The sequence below is a fragment of the Streptomyces sp. NPDC001443 genome, from assembly GCF_053597355.1.
Map to the genome: position 1 here is coordinate 1 of NZ_JBSFIA010000038.1, position 18,559 is coordinate 18,559.

Below are 18,559 nucleotides of genomic sequence, written 5' to 3' on the forward strand. Positions count from 1 at the left end.
GGAAGCCACCACTGGGCGAGCACGCGTGAGTAACGGATGAGGCACCGCACCCCCCGGGTACCGGGCCGGCGGGGCCCCGATTCCAGTGGTTCGGAGCTCTTGGGGGACCTCTCAGTGGTGCAGGGCGCCCGGCCGGTCGAGCAGGTGGGTGGCGACCACGCGCTCCCGTCCCGCCGTCAGGCTCGCGCGCCGGACGTCCACCAGGTGGGCGACGGCCGCCACCGCGAGACCGAGCAGCGCGAGACCCGCGCCCGCGAGGGCCGGTGAGGTCACGCCGAGGCCCGCGGCCAGGGCCAGGCCGCCGATCCACGCGCCGCCCGCGTTGGCCAGGTTGAACGCGGCCTGGTTGGCGGAGGACGCCAGGGACGGCGCCGCCGACGCCTTCTCCATGACCATGAGCTGGAGCGGCGAGCCGGTGACGAACGCGGCGACGCCGAGCAGGACGACCGCGAGCCCCGCGCTCCACTCGGCGCGCATCAGCAGCGGGAAGACCGCCAGGACGGCGACCAGCGAGGCCAGACCGCCGAAGAGGGTGCGGCGCATGGCGTGGTCCGCGAGTCGTCCGCCGAGCAGGTTGCCCACGGTGGCGCCCACGCCGAACAGGGCCAGCAGCAGCGTCACGCTGGAGTCGGCGTACCCGGCGGCGTCGGTGAGCATCGGGGTGATGTAGCTGTACGCGGCGAACAGCGCGCCGAAGCCCGCGACCGTCGTGCCGAGCGCCAGCCACACCGGCAGCGAGCGCAGCGCGGCCAGTTCGCCGCGCAGCCCGCTCGCGGGGGCGTGGGCGCGGTCGTGCGGGATCAGCAGCGCCAGCGCGACGATCGCCGCGAGGCCGATCGCGCTGACGCCGAGGAACGTGGCCCGCCAGCCCAGGTGCTGGCCCATGAGGGTGGCCACGGGGACGCCCGCGACATTGGCGACGGTCAGCCCGAGGAACATCAGCGAGACCGAGCGGGCCTTGCGTTCGGGGGCGACCAGGCCCGTCGCGACGACCGCGCCGACGCCGAAGAAGGCGCCGTGCGGAAGGCCGCTGAGGAAACGGGCGGCCAGCAGCCAGTCGTAGTCGGGGGCGAGGGCGGAGAGGGCGTTGCCGGCCACGAACAGGACCATCAGGGCGATGAGGACCGTGCGGCGGGACCGTCGCGCGGTGACCGCGGCCAGCAGGGGGGCGCCGATGACGACACCGAGGGCGTAGGCGGAGACGAGATGTCCGGCGCCGGGTATGGAGACGCGCAGGTCGTCCGCGACGTCGGGGAGCAGCCCCATCATCAGGAACTCGGTCGTACCGATGCCGAAGGCGCCGACAGCGAGGGCGAGCAGGGCCAGGGGCATGAGGGGCCTTTCCGAGCGAAGTTGCGTCCATCTTATGTTCAACGACGGAACAAAGTCTCGGGGATCCGGTATTCCTCCAGGTGAAGACGAGGTTACGAAGGCTCGCGCGCCTCCCCCGGGGCCGCCCGTGACAGCCCTTCGCGGCCGCCCGTGACAGCCCTTCAGGAGCCGTTCGCGCCGGGCCCGTCAGGAGCCGCTCGCGGCGAGGTCCACCCGCGCGGCCACCGGCAGATGGTCACTGCCGGTGGCCGGCAGCGTCCACGAGCTCACCGGATCGACGCCCTGCACCATGATCTGGTCGATCCGCGCCATCGGGAACGACGCCGGCCAGCTGAACCCGAAGCCGCTGCCCGCCGCGCCCTGGGTGGAGCGCATCTGGGAGGTGACGGCGTTCAGCGCGCGGTCGTTCATGGTGCCGTTCAGGTCGCCGAGCAGGATCTTCCGGCCGAGGGTCTCGTCGGCGATGGCCTCGCCGAGCGCGTCGGCGCTCTTGTCGCGCTGGCGGGCGGTGAACCCGGCGTTCATCTTCACCCGCACCGACGGCAGATGGGCGACGTACACGGCGACGTCGCCGGACGGCGTCGCCACGGTCGCCCGCATCGCCCGGGTCCAGCCCAGCTTGATGTCGACGGCCGCGACGGACGAGAGCGGGTACTTGCTCCACAGCCCGACCGTGCCCTGCACCGAGTGGTACGCGTACGTCGAGGCCAGCGCCCTCTCGTAGGTCTTGACCTCGGACGCCTTCACCTCCTCCAGGGCCAGCACGTCCGCGCCGGACGCGGCGACGGCGCGGGCGGTGCCCGAGGGGTCGGCGTTGTCGGCGTTGACGTTGTGGGTGGCCACCACGAGGTCCCCGCCGGTGGCCGCCTTGTCCGTGAGCAGCCCCCCGAACAGGTTCAGCCACACGATCGCCGGCAGCAGCACCGCGATCAGCGCGGTCGCCGACCTGCGCACCAGCGCCAGGACCAGCAGCACCGGCACAAAAAGGCCGCACCAGGGCAGGAAGGTCTCCGTGAGGGAGCCGAGGTTGCCGACGGTGTTCGGGATGCGCGAGTGCAGCAGCATCACCAGGGCGAGCAGCAGCGCGATCGCCGCGAGGACGATGCCGCGGCGCCAGATGCGCGGATCACCGCGCCAGCCGCCGAGCAGACGTCCCGTCAGGCGGCGGAGCCGGGAGCCCGGACGCTCGTCGTCCGAGACGCCTTCGTCCGTCTCCGTCGCATACGCCTGCTGCGCCATACCGTCGCCTCACTACCCGCCAGCACACCGTCGTCCCCTACGTCCCTATGACCCTAGGGGATGATCGGCTCCGATCCCCGCCGCCCCGTGGCGGCCGTACGGGCACGAGGACGTCCGGGGCGGCGCCGGGAGTTCCGCTTGCCGGCCGGAACAGGCGGTCTGTGACGGAACGCGCACATTCGGGCGACGGTCGGCGGCGGTCGGGCGGCCGTCGGGCAGGGCCTCCGGTCACGCTCTAGGAAGCGGGTGGGCCGGCCGGGCGCAGTCCCTGGAGCAGGGTGTCGACCACGCGCTCCGCGAGGTCCTCGGGGAGGTCGCTGTCCGGCCGCATGACGGACCGGACCAGGAGCGGGCCCACGAAGATGTCGTTGGCCAGCTCCACGTCGACGTCGGCGCGCAGTTCGCCGTCGCGCTGGCCGCGGCGCAGGATCTCGACAGCGAGCCGGCGCCGGGGGGCGAGGACCGTGCTGTCGTAGACCGCCCAGATCTTCGGGCTGCTCTTCATCTGGACGTGGACGTTGTGCAGGATCGCCGAGGAGCGGCTGGCCAGGCCGCGCAGGCGCAGCGACTCCAGCAGCACGACGAGGTCGTCGCGCATGGAGGTGCCGGGGAGTTCGGGGTCCGGGGGCTCGGCGGCGCGCAGCACGTCGACGAACAGCTCCTCCTTGCCGCTCCAGCGACGGTAGATGGTGGCCTTGCCGACGCCGGCCGTGCGGGCGATGCGCTCGATGGAGAGCTCCGCCAGGGGCACGCCGTCCTCCAGGAGTTTCATCGCTCCCTCGAGGATGGCGCGCTCCACGGCCTCGCTGCGGGGGCGTCCCCTCACGGGTGCTCCCGAAGCGTTGGTGTCGGCGAGGCTCACTGTCGTCCGTCCCTTCATTGCGCTCGGGTGAATTCTCGGCGATTCCCCCGGTCCCCGGGTCTGCTCCCCGTCCCGATGCCTTTCTACTCCGCGGCCACCACCAGCTCCTGCTCCGGCTCGCCCTGCCGACCGGCCGTGGGCCGGCCCGGCAGGAACACCGCGACCACGACGGCGCCGACGAGGGCGATGACGGAGCCGCACAGCGCGGTGACGTGCATGGCGTGCAGGAACGCGTCGTCGGCGGGCTTGACCAGGGCCTGGCCCCGGGCGCCCAGCTTGGCGGCGATGCCCAGCGTGGCCTCGATGGACTCGCCGGCGGTGTCGCGCAGCCCGGCGGGCAGCGCGCCGAGGCTGTCCTCGACGCCGCTGCGGTAGGACGCCGACAGGACCGAGCCGAGGACGGCGATGCCGAGCGCGCCGCCGACCTGCCGGAAGGTGTTGCTGAGCGCGGAGGCGGAGCCGGCCTTCTCGCGGGGCAGGGCCTGCATGATCACGACGCTGGTCGGCGTCATGATGTGCGCCATGCCGGTGCCCATGAGGAAGAAGACGACCTCCAGCAGCCAGATCGGGGTGTCCGCCTCGAACGAGGCGAACGCGGCGAGCGTCGCGGCGATCAGGAGCATGCCGCCGGTGGTCGTGGCCTTGACGCCGAAGCGGTCGACGACCAGCCGGGCCCGCGGCGCGAAGATCATCTGAGCGGCGGCGAGCGGCAGCATCAGCAGGCCGGTCTGGAGCGGCGAGTAGCCGCGCACGCTCTGGGTGTAGAAGACGGAGAAGAAGGTCACGCCCATCAGGGCGAAGAAGACCAGCGCGATGACCGCGATGGCGGCCGAGAAGACCTTGTTCTGGAAGTACGTGATGTCGATGGACGGGTGGTCGCTGCGCTTCTCGACCACCACGAAGGCGGCGAGGACGGCGAGACCGGCGGCGATGGTCGCGAGCACGGTGACGTCGGTGAAGTCGGCGAGCTGGCCGCCCTTGATGATGCCGTAGACGAGCAGGACCAGACCGACGACGGACAGGACCACGCCGGCGGGGTCGATGCGGCCGGGGTGGGGGTCGCGGGAGTCCGGCACCAGCCACAGCATCAGGGCGATCGCGAGCACCACGATGGGCACGTTGATGAGGAAGACCGAGCCCCACCAGAAGTGGTCGAGCAGCACGCCGCCGGTGATCGGGCCGATGGCGATGGCGAGGCCGACGCCGCCGGCCCAGATGCCGATGGCCTTCGGCTGCTCGTCGCGCTCGAAGACGTTCATGAGGACGGCGAGCGTGGCGGGCATCACGAAGGCGGCTCCCAGGCCCATCACCGCGCGGAAGACGATCAGCTCGGTCGGCGAGCCGGACTCGGCGGCGAGCGCCGAGCCGATGCCGAAGACCGCGAGGCCGCCGAGCAGGACCAGCTTGCGGCCGAGGCGGTCGCCGAGCAGGCCCGCGGTGAAGAGCAGACCCGCGAAGACGAGCGTGTAGGCGTTGATCGCCCACTCCAGCTCGCTCTGCGTGGCGCCCAGACCGGTCGGGGCGGGGGTCGAGATCGTCTTGATGGCGACGTTCAGGATGGAGTTGTCGAGGACGACGATCAGCAGGCTGAGCATCAGCACGCCGAGGATCGCCCAGCGGCGCCGGTGTACCTCTTCCGGTATCCGGGAGGCAGGGACGGCAGGAGTAGTCATGGGGACGAGCCTAGGGCCTTTCCGATACGAGACCGTCTCGTATCGGAAATCCTTTACCGAGACCTTACGCGCGGGGAACGTCACGAGGGGTGCCCTGGCCCTCACCGGCACGAGGTGCCACCATGGAGGCGGTCCGGGGACACCGTCAGGGTGCCTCGAGATGACGTAAGGAGTCGTTCCCATGACGCAGCTCTCGGCTGCCCAGACACCCCCCGGCGGCAGCAACGCGCTGTACGGGGGCAAGGGCACCCGCCGTGTCACCGTCCGCGACATCGCCCTCGCCAAGGAACGCGGCGAGAAGTGGCCCATGCTCACCGCGTACGACGCGATGACGGCGTCCGTCTTCGACGAGGCCGGGATCCCGGTCATGCTCGTCGGCGACTCCGCGGGCAACTGCCACCTCGGCTACGAGACCACCGTACCCGTCACCCTCGACGAGATGACCGTGCTGTCGGCCGCGGTCGTGCGCGGCACCCGGCGCGCCCTCATCGTCGGCGACCTACCCTTCGGCTCCTACCAGGAGGGCCCGGTCCAGGCGCTGCGCTCGGCGACCCGGCTGGTCAAGGAGGCCGGGGTCGGCGCCGTCAAGCTGGAGGGCGGCGAGCGCTCGCACGACCAGATCCGGCTCCTCGTCGAGTCCGGCATCCCGGTGATGGCCCACATCGGCCTCACCCCGCAGTCCGTCAACGCCATGGGCTACCGGGTCCAGGGCCGCGGCGAGGAGGCCGCCCAGCAGCTGCTGCGCGACGCCAAGTCCGTCCAGGACGCTGGCGCGTTCGCGGTCGTGCTGGAGCTGGTCCCGGCGGAGCTGGCGGCCGAGGTGACCCGGGTCCTGCACATCCCGACGGTCGGCATCGGCGCGGGCCCCGAGACGGACGCCCAGGTGCTGGTGTGGACCGACATGATGGGGCTGACCGGCGGCCGGGTGCCGAAGTTCGTCAAGAAGTACGCCGACCTGCGCGAGGTCATGGGCAACGCGGCGAAGGCGTTCGCCGAGGACGTCGTCGGCGGGACGTTCCCGCTGGAGGAGCACTCCGTCCACTGACCGGCCCGCCCACCGGGCACCACGCCCGCCGGGCACGCACCACGCCCGCCGGGCGCCACGCCCATCGAGCCATCGCCGCACCACGCAGCCCCGCCGATCTTCCCCCGTCGGCGGGGCTGCGCCCTGTCCGCGCCCTGTCCGCCGCCCGACGGCATCGGTGACGCCGATAACGACTGTCGGCGACTGTCGTTCGAGTGTCGGCGACTGTCGGTGGAATGTCGGCGGCTGTAGGCCGGGTGTCGGTGGTTTGTCGGTCGGGGCTGACACCGTCGTCGGCATGACGCGAATCGACAAGAACCCCCACGGCGGAGGCGCCGCCGTCACCGTCCGGGGGCTGGTGAAGCACTTCGGGGAGACCAAGGCGCTGGACGGCGTCGACCTGGACGTGCGGGAGGGCACCGTGATGGGGGTGCTCGGGCCGAACGGCGCCGGGAAGACCACCCTCGTGCGCATCCTGTCCACGCTCACCGCCCCCGACGCCGGACACGCCGTCGTCGCCGGCTACGACGTCGTACGGCAGCCGCGGCAGCTGCGCCGGGTGATCGGACTGACCGGGCAGTACGCCTCCGTGGACGAGAAGCTCCCCGGCTGGGAGAACCTCTACCTGATCGGCCGCCTGCTCGACCTGTCCCGCAAGGACGCCCGTGCCCGCGCCGACGAGCTCCTCGAGCGGTTCTCGCTCACCGAGGCGGCCAGGCGGCCGGCGGGCACGTACTCCGGCGGTATGCGCCGCCGGCTGGACCTGGCGGCCTCGATGATCGGCCGGCCGGCCGTCCTCTACCTGGACGAGCCGACCACCGGACTCGACCCGCGCACCCGCAACGAGGTGTGGACCGAGGTCAAGACCATGGTCGGGGACGGTGTCACCGTCCTGCTGACCACCCAGTACATGGAGGAGGCCGAGCAGCTCGCCACCGAGCTGACGGTCGTCGACCGCGGCAAGGTCATCGCGGGCGGCGCCATCGACGAGCTTAAGGCCCGGGTGGGCGGACGCACCCTGCGCGTGCGGCCGCTCGATCCGCTGGAGCTGCGCCCGCTGGCCGGGATGCTCGACGAGCTGGGCATCACCGGGCTGGCCACGACGACCGTGGACACCGAGAGCGGCGATCTGCTCGTGCCGATCCTGAGCGACGAGCAGCTGACCGCCGTGGTCGGCGCGGTCACCGCACGCGGGATCACGATCTCCTCCATCAGCACCGAACTGCCCAGCCTGGACGAGGTGTTCCTGTCCCTCACCGGCCACCGCGCCAGCGCCCCGCAGGACGCCACGCCCGCCGAAGACCGCGAGGAGGTCGCCGTATGAGCGCCACCACCGTGCCCCCGACCGCCCTCGAGGCCGACGCGCCGATCACCCTGCGCGCCCATCTGCGCCACACCGGCGCGCTGATCCGCCGCAACCTGCTGTGGATCCGCCAGGACCCGGAGTCGATGTTCGACGCGATCCTGTTCCCGGTCATCTTCACGCTGCTGTTCGTCTACGTCTTCGGCGGCTCCATCGGGCAGTCGCTCGGCGGCGGCCAGGAGGCGTACGTCCAGTACGTCGTGCCCGGCCTGATGGCCATGATGGGCATGAACATGGCCCAGGGAGTGGGCACCGGCTTCAACACCGACTTCAACTCCGGTGTCATGGACCGGTTCCGGTCCCTGCCGATCGGACGCGGCTCGGTGCTGTTCGCCAAGATCGCGGTCGAGGTGATGCGGATGCTGATCGCGACCGCTGTCCTCATGGTCGTCGGCGTCCTGGTCGGCTTCCACATCACCAACTGGCCCGGCCTGTTCGCCTCCGTGGGCCTGTCCGCGATATTCGGCTCCGCCCTGATGTGGGTGTTCCTCACCCTCGGCGTGATCATGAAGAGCGCGCAGTCCGTGCAGGCGATGGGCTTCCTGGTGCTGATGCCGCTCCAGTTCGGCTCGTCGATCTTCGCACCGACCAAGTCGATGCCGGGCTGGCTCCAGAACTTCACCGAGTACAACCCGCTGTCCTCCCTCGCGGACGCGGCACGCGGGCTGATGGTGGGCGGTCCGGTCGCGCACGGCCTGTGGGTGACGCTCGGCTGGTCGCTGGCGCTCACCGTGGTGATGGCGCCGATCGCGATCCACAAGTTCCGCACCAAGAGCTGACGCCCGTCCGGCACCAGGACGCGCGTTCGCACCACGGCGGGGCGGCGGCCACTCCTCCGGGAGCGGCCGCCGCCCCGCCGTGTGTCCCGGAGCTGTTCGGACCCTCAGACCAGGGCCGCGGCCTCCTCGTAGGAGAGGGTGCGGCCCGCCGCGTACGCGGCCTCGTACTCCTCGTCGCCGAGCGCGGCCCGCACGGAGCTCTCCGCCAGGTCCAGCACCGAGCGCTCCAGGACTCCGGCGACATGGCCGGGGGGCAGCAGCCCGGCGGCAGTGCCCAGGCAGCGGGCCGCGTCACGGGCGCGGCCGCCGCCGTCGACCCGGGCGAGGGGGACCGCCGCGACGGACAGGTAGATGGAACGCATATGAGGGGCGATGTTCTGCGCGAGACGGTCGGCGGCCTTCTCCAGTGCCTGCCGGACGGTGGCCAGGGACTGCTCGTAGCGGCCGTCGACCGCGTCCAGCCAGGCCTCCGAGCCCAGGATGAACGCGTCGAAGACCACGAAGTGGGCCAGCCCGAACTCCTCGCGCAGCAACAGGATGTGCTCGCGCGCCTCGACCGTACGGTCCTTCACGCTGAGCCAGCCGGACAGGAAGAGCCGGGCGAAGGGTCTCGCCTCGTTGGCCGGGTTCTCCCCCAGGCCGATCACCTCGCGCAGCAGGCGCTCGCCCTCCTCGTCCCGCCCCGCCTCCAGCAGCACGGCACCGAGCCGGGCGGTGAGGATCGCCACCTGGGCGCGGGCGCCGAGCCGGCCGGAGTGCTCGATGGCGGCCTCGTAGTCGGCGGCGGCCGACAGATAGGCGCCCTTGCGCTCGTGCGCCTCGGCACGGGCCGAGAGCGCCTCGGCGGTGCCCCAGGCGTCCCCGAGCCGCTGGAAGATCTCCAGTGCCTCGTCGGCGTCGTCGGCCGCGTCGCCCGCCCAGTCGGTGCGGTTGGCCAGCAGGTTGGCGCGGAACTGGAGACTGCCCGCGAGCTCCCATTCGAAGTCGGGTGCCTCGCGGCAGGTCCGCACGGCGGCGTCGATGATGAGCCGGATCCGCTGCATGTCGCCGGTGAGCATCACGGCGAAGAACCAGAGCATCCCGGGGGCGCGGCAGATCTGCGGCATCCCCGGCTCGTAGGTCTGGGCCACCACGCGCAGCTTGGCCTGGGCCTGCGGCTGCTGCCACGCCTCCATCTCGGTGTCCATGCAGGCCAGATGGGAGAGGTGCAGGCCCCGGCGGGCCTCGGCGAGGACCTCGCCGGTCATCGGCGGCGGCGCGTCCGTGCAGCGCTGCCACACCGGGGCGGCCGGCCGGACGGGCTCGGTGAACGGGTCGGGGCCGAGGGTCATGACCTCGGCGCACCAGGTGCGGGCCTCGATGCGCAGATCACGCATCTGCCAGTACCAGACGAGCGACAGGACCAGACACAGGGCCTCCTGCTCGTCGCGGGCGGCCACGGCGTGGCGCAGCGCGGTGCGCAGGTTCTCGTACTCCGTCTGGAAGCGTTCGATGGCGGCGAGCTGGCCCGGGCCGCGCAGCAACGGGTCGGTGGTGCGGGCGAGTTCGCGGTAGTACGTCAGGTGCGCGCGCTCCGCCTCGGTGCGCCGGCCCGCCTCGTCGAGGCGTTCGCCCGCGTACTCGGCGACGGTCTCCAGGAGGCGGTAGCGCATCCCGGCGTCAGGGCCCGGCACCGGGCCCTGCGCCGAGCTCTGCCCGACGCCCTGTGCCGGCTGCGGCTCGTCGCCGTGCGCCGTGCACGGCTCGACGCCCCGCGCCGTCTCCCCGCCCGTGCACCGGTCCGACGGGGCGGCCGAAGGCGCGGCCACCACCAGGGACTTGTCGACGAGCGAGCCGAGCGCCTCCAGCGCGGCCGGACCGCACACGGCCTCGGCGGCGGCGAGGTCGCAGCCGCCCGCGAAGACCGAAAGGCGCCGCAGGACGTCCCGTTCGTCCTCGTCGAGCAGGTCCCAGGACCAGTCGACGACCGCGCGCAGGGTCTGCTGGCGGGGACGGACGGTGCGGCTGCCGGAGGTGAGCAGCCGGAAGCGGTCGTCGAGCCGGTCCGCGATCTGGCGGGGCGTCAGCATCCGCAGCCGGGCGGCCGCGAGTTCGATGGCCAGGGGCAGTCCGTCGAGCCGTCGGCAGATCTCGGCGCAGGCCTCGGCGTCGTCCGCGATCCGGAAGCCGGGCCGGGCGGCCGCGCCGCGCTCGGCGAGCAGCCGCAGGGCGACCGGCTCGGGCAGCGGCTCCACCGGGCGCAGCAGTTCACCGGGCACCCCGAGGGGCTCGCGGCTGGTGGCGAGCACCGTCAACTCCGGGCAGCGTTCCAGCAGTTCCTCGACGAGTCGGGCGGCCGCCTCGACGACGTGCTCGCAGTTGTCGAGGACGATCAGCATGCGCTGTCGGGCGCAGTGCTCGACCAGCCGTTCCACGGGGTCGTCGTACCGGTCGGCGGCCGCCGCCCGTATGCCCTCGGCGCCGGCGCCGTGCAGCACGGTCTCGCGGGCGCCGATGGCGGTGAGCACGGCCTCCGGTACGTCGGACGGATCGTCGACGGGGGCGAGTTCGGCCAGCCACACCCCGTCCCGGGCCACGTCCCGCACGCCCTCGGCGGACTCCTGGGACAGCCGGGTCTTCCCGGCGCCGCCCGGTCCGAGCAGCGTGACGAGCCGGGCCCCGGCGAGATCGCCCCGGATGGCATCGATGTCGGCCTCCCGGCCGACGAAGGAGGTGAGGCGGGCCCGGAGGTTGCCCGGCCGCCGGCTGTCGCGGGGCTCGTCGGCCAGGGCGGGCGGGCGCCCGCCGGGCGCCTGCCGCGCGGGGCCGGCCGTCGCCTCGGGCGGGTTCAGCAACTCCGTGTGCAGCGCCCGCAGTTCCGGTCCCGGATCGGAGCCGAGACGGTCCGCGAGCAGCTGTCGTACGTCCTCGTAGGCGGCCAGCGCCTCGGCGGTGCGGCCCGCGTCCCGCAGGGCGCGCAGCCGCAGTGTCTGGAGGGGTTCGTCGAGGGGGTGGGCCTCGCACAGGGCGGTCAGTTCGGGCAGGGACTGCTCGGCCTGGCCGAGGGCGAGCCCGGCGGTGTGACGGGCGCGCAGCGCGTCCAGGCGCCGGGTCTCGCAGCGGGCGGCCCGCGCGGTGCGGTCGGGCAGGTCGGCGAGGGCGGGTCCGTGCCACAGGGCGAGGGCGTCGTCGAGGACGCCGGCCGCCTTCGCGGGGTCGCCGTCCGCCAGGGCGCGCAGGCCGTCGGCGGTCAGCCGCTCGAACCGGTGCAGGTCGACGTCGTCGGCCGCGGCGGTGAGCCGGTAGCCGCCCTCGACGGAGGCCACGGCGTCCGCGCCGAGCGCCCGGCGCAGCCGGCCGACCAGCGCCTGGAGCGCGCCCGGCGCGTCGGCGGGCGGGTCGCCGTCCCACACCTCGTCGACCAGCAGGCTCGCGGGGACGGTACGGCCGGGCCGCAGGGCCAGCACGGTGACCAGGGCGCGCAGCCGCGCCCCGCCCACAGCGACGGACGTGCCGTCGGGGCGGAGTGCCTGGGTGGTGCCGAGGATGCGATAGCGCACGGGGTCCATTGTCTCCGGTGGCGTCGGGGCAGGTCACGGGGTTCGGTCGGCGGGGCGTGCCCCGAGGGGTCGCGGGAAGGGCGCCCGTGCCCCGGTGGCCGTCTCCCCGCTCATCCCTGGCCGGCCGTCCCTGCGTCGTCTCACGACGGCCCGCTCCCGGAAACCGTACTCAGCCCCTCCAGCAGCGTACGCAGCGCCTCCGGCGTCAGTCCCGCGGTCTCTGCGCCCGGCGCGGCCCCGGTGTGCAGGATGCCCCGCGCCTCGCGCACCGCGCGGGACAGCCGTGAGTCGGTGCCGGGCACCTCCAGCGTCGCCAGGGCCCCCTCCTCGTACCTGCGGTGTCCCCGGCCGTCCTCCCCCGTGCGTACCTCACCGTCGTCGAACCACTTCGGGCAGCGTTCCACCGGCCGCAGCCGCCGCCGTCCGGGCACCGGCTCCCACGGACGGGCGCCGGGCGCGGTCTCGGCGTAGTCCCGGCTCACCACCTGGACGGCCCGTACCCGGCCGGTGACCTCGGGCCACCGGGCGCCGTGCCGCTCCACGCCCAGCAGCCCCGCCGCACGGACCCGGTCCCCGGTCCGCATCTCCGCCGGTGGTCGTCGGAGCGTCTGCGCCAGCGCCACGAGCAGGCCCGTGTCCTCCCGCAGAAGCTGCACCGAGCCCTCGTAACCGTCGTCGTCTTCGTCGGTGTCGCCACCGTCACCGTCACCGTCATCGGCGTCGTCGTCGTCGGCACGGTCGTCCGGGTCGCCGTCGTCGCGGCCGGTCTCCTCGGCATCGGTGTCCCGGAGTTCCTCCACCGGTCCGGTGACCTCGGTGAGCAGGCCGGGCCCGCCGCCGTCGGCCAGGTCGTCGGCGCGCTCCAGGAGCAGCTGCCAGCTCACCTCGTCGCCGACCGCGAACGGGGTGCCGCAGCATTCCATCTGCCAGCCCGGGTAGAACACGTGCCAGAGTCCCATGGCCCCACCTTCCCGGGAACGGCGACCGGACGCGAGACGTTTTCCCCGTGTTCGCCCCGCGCCCGGTACGGTCGGGCTTCCCAGCACTCGCGCACCATCCGGACGCAGCACAGGAGCCCGACTGATGACCGCCACCACCACCCGCCACAGCGACCGGCGGATCAGTCCCGTCTTCGTCGGCATCCTGGCCGTCACCGCGGTCACGGGCTGGGCGACCTGGACCGGCTTCGCCGAGCGGCCGGGGGTGGCCGTGTTCCTGTTCGTGACGGCCGCGTGGATCGTGTCGCTGTGTCTGCACGAGTACGCGCACGCGCGCACCGCTCTGCACAGCGGCGACATCACGGTGGGGTCGAAGGGGTATCTGACCCTCAACCCGCTCAAGTACACCCACGCGCTGCTCAGCATCGTGCTGCCGGTGCTGTTCGTGATCATGGGCGGGATCGGGCTCCCCGGCGGTGCCGTCTTCATCGAGCGCGGACGCATCCGGGGACGCTGGCGGCACAGCCTGATCTCCGCCGCGGGACCGCTGACGAACGTGCTGTTCGCGGCCGTGTGCACGGCCCCGTTCTGGCTGGGCGCGCTGGACGGCGTGCCGAGCGGCTTCCGGTACGCGCTGGCCTTCCTCGCCCTGCTCCAGGTCACGGCCGCGCTGCTGAACTTCCTGCCGGTGCCCGGCCTGGACGGCTACGGCGTCATCGAGCCCTGGCTGTCGTACAGCGTCAAGCGCCAGGTGGAGCCGTTCGCTCCGTTCGGGCTGCTGTTCGTGTTCGCGCTGCTGTGGCTCCCGTCCGTCAACCACGCCTTCTTCGACGTGATCGACACGATCCTGCGCGGCCTCGGGATCAGCGGCAACGACACGTACTGCGGCCAGGCGCTCTACCGCTTCTGGGAGGGCACGAACGGATTCTGCGCGGTCAGCCCGTGACGGAGGGGCCCTGCGCCCGGGAGCGCTTGAAGTAGTACCAGGTCATGTTGGACGACAGCCCCGCCAGCAGCACCCAGACGACGCCCAGCCAGCTGCCCTGCGCGAACGAGACGACCGCCGCGACGACGGCGAGGAGGCAGACGACGAGGCTGTAGAGGGCGAGGCGGGGCATGGGACGGCTCCTGTCGGGGGACACTGCTGGCGCCGTCCAGTGTCCCCCATCGCGCCGGCCGCCCGGCACGGGCTCACCCGTCGAGGTGCCACCCGCGCCGCCGGGCGGCCGGCGGCGCGGCTCACACGTCGGTGACCCGCAGCCCCGCGTGCGCCTTGTAGCGCCGGTTGACGGAGATCAGGTTGGCGACCAGCGACTCCACCTGGTGGGCGTTGCGCAGCCGGCCCGCGAAGACACCGCGCATCCCGGGGATGCGGCCGGCCAGCGCCTGGACGGTCTCCACGTCGGCGCGCTCCTCGCCGAGGACCATGACGTCCGTGTCGATCTCGTCGATCCCCGGGTCCTGGAGCAGCACCGCGGACAGATGGTGGAAGGCGGCCGTCACCCGCGAGTCCGGCAGCAGGGCGGCGGCCTGCTGGGCGGCGCTGCCCTCCTCGGGCTTCAGCGCGTAGGCGCCCTGCTTGTCGAAGCCGAGCGGGTTGACGCAGTCGACCACGAGCTTGCCCGCGAGCTCCTCGCGCAGCGACTCGAGCGTCTTGCCGTGGCCGTCCCACGGCACGGCGACGATCACGATGTCGCTGCGCCGCGCGGTCTCGGCGTTGTCGGCGCCCTCGATCCCCAGACCGAGTTCGCCGGCGGCGGCCCGCGCGCGTTCGGCGGCCCGCGAACCGATGATCACCTTCTGGCCGGCCCTGGCGAGCCGGTAGGCCAGGCCCTTGCCCTGCGGCCCGGTCCCGCCGAGCACACCGACGACGAGCCCGGAGACGTCGGGGAGCTCCCAGGGGTCCTTGGCGGGGGCCTTCTGTGCACTGTCGCTAGAGGTCATGCGCCGACCTTACGTGCGGGCCGGGCCGCCCATCGGGTCAGGTGGGCTCCATCACGGGCACGCGGTGGAACGCGATCGTCCCGCAGGCGCCGAAGTCGCCCGTCCCGTAGAGCAGTCCGACCGTGTCCGCGTCGACGCGCACCAGGTCGGAGCAGGCGGCGGGCGGCCCGCTCACCGTGTGCGCGCCGCTGATGTCCCGGCGGGCGTCGGCGGTGAACCGGATCGACCGGCGGTTGTCCTTGCGGGACTTGAAGCGGGGCGCTCCGGTTCTGGGGCCCTCGCGGGTGCCTTTGGGGGAGGCGAAGAAGTTGCGGTACGCGGTCCCGGCGTCGCGCAGGGACTGCTGGAGCACCACCGCGGAGACCTCACCGGGTTTCGGCGCGGGGTGTTCACCGATGCCCACGAGAGACGGATGGAGGCCGGCCGGCAGGCTTGGGCTCTTTCCCCGGGTCGGGCGAATTCGGGGTGAACCGTGGGCCACGAGTGATGGGTTGAGGCAGTATGCGGCTGTATGGACGCCGTACGGGTCGCGCTGCTGCGTGAAGTGCTCGCCGGGACCGAGTGGCTGGACGCCACCCGGCGGTTCGCGGGGGTGCTGCGCGGATCCGTGGTGTCGCACGGGGGCGGTCTGCTGCTGGTGGGGACGCCGGGGTACGAGCCCTGGCACCTGGCCGCGCATCTGGTGGACGAGGCCGCGTGGTCGGGGACGCCGGAGCTGGCCCCCACGCTCGTACGGCATGACGCGCGCGCCACGGACCCGGCGCACCTGGCGACCGGTCTCGGCCGGATCGAGGCGGCACGGCGGGGCGAGACCCTGCTGGTGGTGGCGCCCGAGGGTCCGGGCGGCCCGCTCCTGGAGCGGGTGCACGACGCCCGCCGGGCCGGGGCGACGGTCCTGACGCTCGGCCGCGAGGACCGCGACCTGGTGTCCATGGCCCACGAGTCGCTCGCCGTGCCGGACGGCACCAATCTGGACCTGGACACCGTGCAGCATCTGGTCAGCGCCGGGGCCGGGGAGAACGCGCTGCCCGCCCCCCGGGGCCGGCGGCGGCTGCGGGACCGGCTGTCCGGCCTGGCCGACCGGCTGACGGCACCGCCGCCGTCCCCCTGGTGAGGACCAGGGGGACCGGGGGCGGGGGGCTCGACGGCCGAGGACGCCCCGAGGGCGTGGTCAGTCCTCGTCCGGGGTGCCGCCCGCCGGGGCGTCGTGCCAGCGGGGGTCGGTCTCCCACTGGAGGTTGCGCTCGCGGGCGGTGTCCATCGCGTGCTGGGCCTCTTCGCGGCTGGTGTACGGGCCGAAGCGGTTCTTGCCCGGACAGTCCGGCCCCTCCTCCACCTTCTTGTGCTCCAGGCAGTAGTACCACTCGCCCGGCTTGCCGACGGTGCGCTTCTTGAACAGGGCCATGACCAGCTCCTCTCGCCATCGACATGTTCCCCCATCCCCGCTGGTTAGACTCGCTGGCATGTCTGGCCAGTCGCTGCTCGTACCAGGTGAGCTCTCTCCCGCCCGTTCCGTGCCCGGAAACATCCGCCGCCCCGAGTACGTCGGACGGCCCGCGCCGAAGCCGTACACCGGACCGGAGGTGCAGACGCCCGAGACGATCGAGGCGATGCGCCGCGCCGGCCGGATCGCCGCGCAGGCGATGGCCGAGGCCGCGAAGATCATCGCGCCGGGTGTGACGACGGACGAACTCGACAAGGTGGCGCACGACTACATGTGCGACCACGGCGCCTACCCGTCCACGCTCGGCTACCGCGGCTTCCCCAAGTCCCTGTGCACCAGTGTCAACGAGGTCATCTGCCACGGCATCCCCGACTCCACGGTGCTGCGCGACGGCGACATCGTGAACCTCGACGTGACGGCGTACATCGGCGGGGTGCACGGCGACAACAACGCCACGTACCTGGTCGGCGAGGTGGACGAGGAGTCGCGGCTGCTGGTGGAGCGGACCCGGGAGTCCCTCGACCGCGCGATCAAGGCGGTCCGGCCGGGCCGGCAGATCAACATCATCGGCCGGGTCATCGAGTCGTACGCCAAGCGGTTCGGGTACGGCGTGGTCCGGGACTTCACCGGGCACGGGATCAACTCGTCGTTCCACTCCGGACTGATCATCCCGCACTACGACAGCCCGCACGCGACGACGGTGATCCAGCCGGGGATGACCTTCACGATCGAGCCGATGCTGACCCTCGGCACCCACGAGTACGACATGTGGGACGACGGCTGGACGGTCGTCACCAGGGACCGCCGGCGGACGGCCCAGTTCGAGCACACGCTCGTGGTCACGGACACCGGCACGGAGATCCTCACCCTGCCGTAGCACCGCCCGCCCCGCCCCAGGCCCGCTCTCCCCGGAGAGCGGGCCTTTCCCGTCGCCCGGCGTCGCAGGGGGCGCGCTTCACGTAACGGGGTTTTTGTTACGAGGGCCGAGGTCCGGGGAAAAAGCCTTGCAGGCTTGCCGACAGAGCGTCGGCAACCTGTTGACTTAGGTAAGGCTTACCTTAGATGATGCGCTCCATGGACTCCTTTTCGACAGTCATCCGCACCGCGTCGCACGAGCAGCACACGGAGGCCGAGACCTCGACGTTCATGAGCGATCTGCTCGGCGGCCGACTGGGCGTGGACGCGTACGCGCGCTACACCGAGCAGCTCTGGTTCGTCTACGAGGCGCTGGAAGCCGGGGCCGGGCGACTGGCCGGGGACCCGGTGGCCGGGCCGTTCGTACGGCCGGAGCTGTTCCGGCTGGCCGCGCTGGAGCGGGACCTGGCCCATCTGCGCGGTGCCGACTGGCGCACGGGCCTGTCCGCGCTGCCCGCGACGCAGGCGTACGCGGACCGGGTGCGCGAGTGCGCCGAGCGGTGGCCCGCCGGGTACGTCGCCCACCACTACACCCGCTATCTCGGCGACCTCTCCGGCGGCCAGATCATCCGCGACCGGGCGGAACGGACCTGGGGCTTCGAGCGCAAGGGCGACGGTGTCCGTTTCTACGTCTTCGAGGAGATCGCCAACCCGGCCGCGTTCAAGCGCGGCTACCGCGAACTGCTGGACACGGTCCGGGCCGACGATCTGGAGCGGCAGCGGATCGTGACGGAGTGCAAGCGGGCGTTCGCGCTGAACACGGCGGTGTTCCACGCGCTGGCCGAGGAGTTCCCGCTCAGCGCGTGAGCACGCGACCTGATCCGCCGGACAGGCCCTAGCGTTCCAGGAAGACCCGGCCGCCGATCTCCACCCAGCCGTAGGGCTGGGGCGCGGTCAGGATCTGGGAGCCCGCGCCCTGCGTGATGTTGAGCGCCCGGCCGAGCTGCTCGGTCAGCAGGATCGCCGCCGCGCCCGTCGCCTCGTCCTCGTCGATGCCGTCGTCACGGCCGGGGAAGGCACGGGCGCGCACGCGTCCGGCGGCCTCGTCCTCCCAGGCCCAGGCGTAGATCCACTCACCGGGCGGCGGGACGGTGAGGGCGTCGACCTCGGCGGCGGTGGGGTACTGGCGCAGGGTGCGCGGCGGGACCCACTCGGCCCGCGCCTCGATCCAGCTGAACTCGCCGTCCTGCCGGGCCCCGACCACTCCGGCCGGTGTGACCAGTTCGGGCACGTCCACGAGCCAGGCCGTGCCGACGCAGGGGTGTCCGGCGAACGGCAGCCGCAGGGTGGGTGTGTAGATGTCGATGACACCGCGCTCGGGGTCGTCCACGAACACCGTCTCGCTGAAGCCCAGTTTCAGCGCCAGGGCCTGGCGGTCGTCCCGGTCCGGCAGCCGGGAGCCGTCGCGGACGACACCCAGCTCGTTGCCGTAACCGCCGTTCGCCGCGCAGAACACGCGCAGCACGTCGTAATCAGTCACCGGGGAATTGAAGCACCGACCGGGAGG

Annotated in this window: 17 protein-coding genes and 1 pseudogene; 7 read left to right on the top strand and 11 right to left on the bottom strand. The window is 72.7% G+C overall.

All coding sequences use genetic code 11. The annotated features are described in order from the left end of the window. Positions 1-111: 111 nt before the first annotated feature. The 4 genes from ACWC24_RS31625 to ACWC24_RS31640 all read right to left on the bottom strand — a co-directional run bounded on the left by ACWC24_RS31625 (position 112) and on the right by ACWC24_RS31640 (position 5,106). Positions 112-1,332 (bottom strand): MFS transporter, encoded by a 1,221-nt coding sequence (locus ACWC24_RS31625; RefSeq protein WP_450666321.1) that lies wholly within the window; start codon positions 1,330-1,332, stop codon positions 112-114. Positions 1,333-1,518: 186 nt separating this feature from the next. Further along, positions 1,519-2,571, bottom strand: a complete 1,053-nt coding sequence (locus tag ACWC24_RS31630) for an endonuclease/exonuclease/phosphatase family protein (RefSeq protein ID WP_450666322.1) — start codon at positions 2,569-2,571, stop codon at positions 1,519-1,521. Positions 2,572-2,806: 235 nt separating this feature from the next. After that, entirely contained in the window at positions 2,807-3,433 is a 627-nt protein-coding gene (locus tag ACWC24_RS31635) for a TetR/AcrR family transcriptional regulator (protein WP_450666323.1), read from the bottom strand. A gap of 83 nt (positions 3,434-3,516) precedes the next feature. Continuing rightward, entirely contained in the window at positions 3,517-5,106 is a 1,590-nt protein-coding gene (locus tag ACWC24_RS31640) for an MFS transporter (RefSeq protein WP_450666324.1), read from the bottom strand. A 181-nt stretch (positions 5,107-5,287) separates the two neighbouring features. On the opposite strand from ACWC24_RS31640, the gene panB reads away from it, so the two are divergent. The 3 genes from panB to ACWC24_RS31655 all read left to right on the top strand — a co-directional run bounded on the left by panB (position 5,288) and on the right by ACWC24_RS31655 (position 8,272). Next, positions 5,288-6,151, top strand: coding sequence for a 3-methyl-2-oxobutanoate hydroxymethyltransferase (panB, locus tag ACWC24_RS31645; RefSeq protein WP_450666325.1), 864 nt, complete (start codon positions 5,288-5,290; stop codon positions 6,149-6,151). A 277-nt stretch (positions 6,152-6,428) separates the two neighbouring features. After that, positions 6,429-7,454, top strand: coding sequence for an ATP-binding cassette domain-containing protein (locus ACWC24_RS31650; RefSeq protein WP_450666326.1), 1,026 nt, complete (start codon positions 6,429-6,431; stop codon positions 7,452-7,454). Continuing rightward, complete coding sequence (locus ACWC24_RS31655) at positions 7,451-8,272, top strand: ABC transporter permease (protein WP_450666327.1); 822 nt, start codon at positions 7,451-7,453, stop codon at positions 8,270-8,272. Before ACWC24_RS31650 ends, ACWC24_RS31655 begins: the two co-directional genes overlap by 4 nt. Positions 8,273-8,376: 104 nt before the next feature. On the opposite strand, the gene ACWC24_RS31660 is transcribed toward ACWC24_RS31655, so the two are convergent. Further along, the gene (locus ACWC24_RS31660; RefSeq protein WP_450666328.1) at positions 8,377-11,820 is read right to left on the bottom strand and encodes an AfsR/SARP family transcriptional regulator; all 3,444 of its coding nucleotides are present in this window, start codon (positions 11,818-11,820) and stop codon (positions 8,377-8,379) included. Positions 11,821-11,951: 131 nt separating this feature from the next. Beyond that, positions 11,952-12,770 (bottom strand): DUF6578 domain-containing protein, encoded by an 819-nt coding sequence (locus ACWC24_RS31665; RefSeq protein ID WP_450666329.1) that lies wholly within the window; start codon positions 12,768-12,770, stop codon positions 11,952-11,954. 124 nt (positions 12,771-12,894) lie between these two features. On the opposite strand from ACWC24_RS31665, the gene ACWC24_RS31670 reads away from it, so the two are divergent. Beyond that, complete coding sequence (locus tag ACWC24_RS31670) at positions 12,895-13,695, top strand: site-2 protease family protein (protein ID WP_450666330.1); 801 nt, start codon at positions 12,895-12,897, stop codon at positions 13,693-13,695. On the opposite strand, the gene ACWC24_RS31675 is transcribed toward ACWC24_RS31670, so the two are convergent. The 3 genes and pseudogenes from ACWC24_RS31675 to ACWC24_RS31685 form a co-directional block, all read right to left on the bottom strand. Further along, positions 13,685-13,867 carry a hypothetical protein gene (locus ACWC24_RS31675; RefSeq protein WP_450666331.1) on the bottom strand — a complete coding sequence of 61 codons (183 nt, stop codon included), beginning with the start codon at positions 13,865-13,867 and terminating at the stop codon, positions 13,685-13,687. The genes ACWC24_RS31670 and ACWC24_RS31675 overlap by 11 nt on opposite strands. A gap of 121 nt (positions 13,868-13,988) precedes the next feature. Beyond that, a complete protein-coding gene (gene npdG / locus ACWC24_RS31680) occupies positions 13,989-14,693 on the bottom strand; it encodes an NADPH-dependent F420 reductase (RefSeq protein WP_450666332.1) in 705 nt (234 codons plus the stop codon). A 187-nt stretch (positions 14,694-14,880) separates the two neighbouring features. After that, a pseudogene (locus ACWC24_RS31685) lies at positions 14,881-15,063 on the bottom strand (RNA-guided endonuclease TnpB family protein); the annotation flags it as partial. A 141-nt stretch (positions 15,064-15,204) separates the two neighbouring features. Here ACWC24_RS31685 and ACWC24_RS31690 point away from each other — a divergent pair. Next, positions 15,205-15,807: a hypothetical protein gene (locus tag ACWC24_RS31690; protein WP_450666333.1), complete on the top strand. Its 603-nt coding sequence runs from the start codon at positions 15,205-15,207 to the stop codon at positions 15,805-15,807. A 57-nt stretch (positions 15,808-15,864) separates the two neighbouring features. Here ACWC24_RS31690 and ACWC24_RS31695 read toward each other — a convergent pair whose 3' ends face one another. Beyond that, complete coding sequence (locus ACWC24_RS31695; protein ID WP_450666334.1) at positions 15,865-16,098, bottom strand: hypothetical protein; 234 nt, start codon at positions 16,096-16,098, stop codon at positions 15,865-15,867. Positions 16,099-16,156: 58 nt separating this feature from the next. Here ACWC24_RS31695 and map point away from each other — a divergent pair, with 58 nt between their 5' ends. Together map and ACWC24_RS31705 are read left to right on the top strand one after the other, a co-directional pair. After that, positions 16,157-17,014 carry a type I methionyl aminopeptidase gene (gene map, locus ACWC24_RS31700; protein ID WP_450666335.1) on the top strand — a complete coding sequence of 286 codons (858 nt, stop codon included), beginning with the start codon at positions 16,157-16,159 and terminating at the stop codon, positions 17,012-17,014. A 197-nt stretch (positions 17,015-17,211) separates the two neighbouring features. Further along, entirely contained in the window at positions 17,212-17,859 is a 648-nt protein-coding gene (locus tag ACWC24_RS31705) for a biliverdin-producing heme oxygenase (RefSeq protein ID WP_450666336.1), read from the top strand. Positions 17,860-17,887: 28 nt separating this feature from the next. Here ACWC24_RS31705 and ACWC24_RS31710 read toward each other — a convergent pair whose 3' ends face one another. Next, the gene (locus tag ACWC24_RS31710) at positions 17,888-18,532 is read right to left on the bottom strand and encodes a PhzF family phenazine biosynthesis protein (protein WP_450666337.1); all 645 of its coding nucleotides are present in this window, start codon (positions 18,530-18,532) and stop codon (positions 17,888-17,890) included. Between the last annotated feature and the right edge of the window lie 27 nt (positions 18,533-18,559).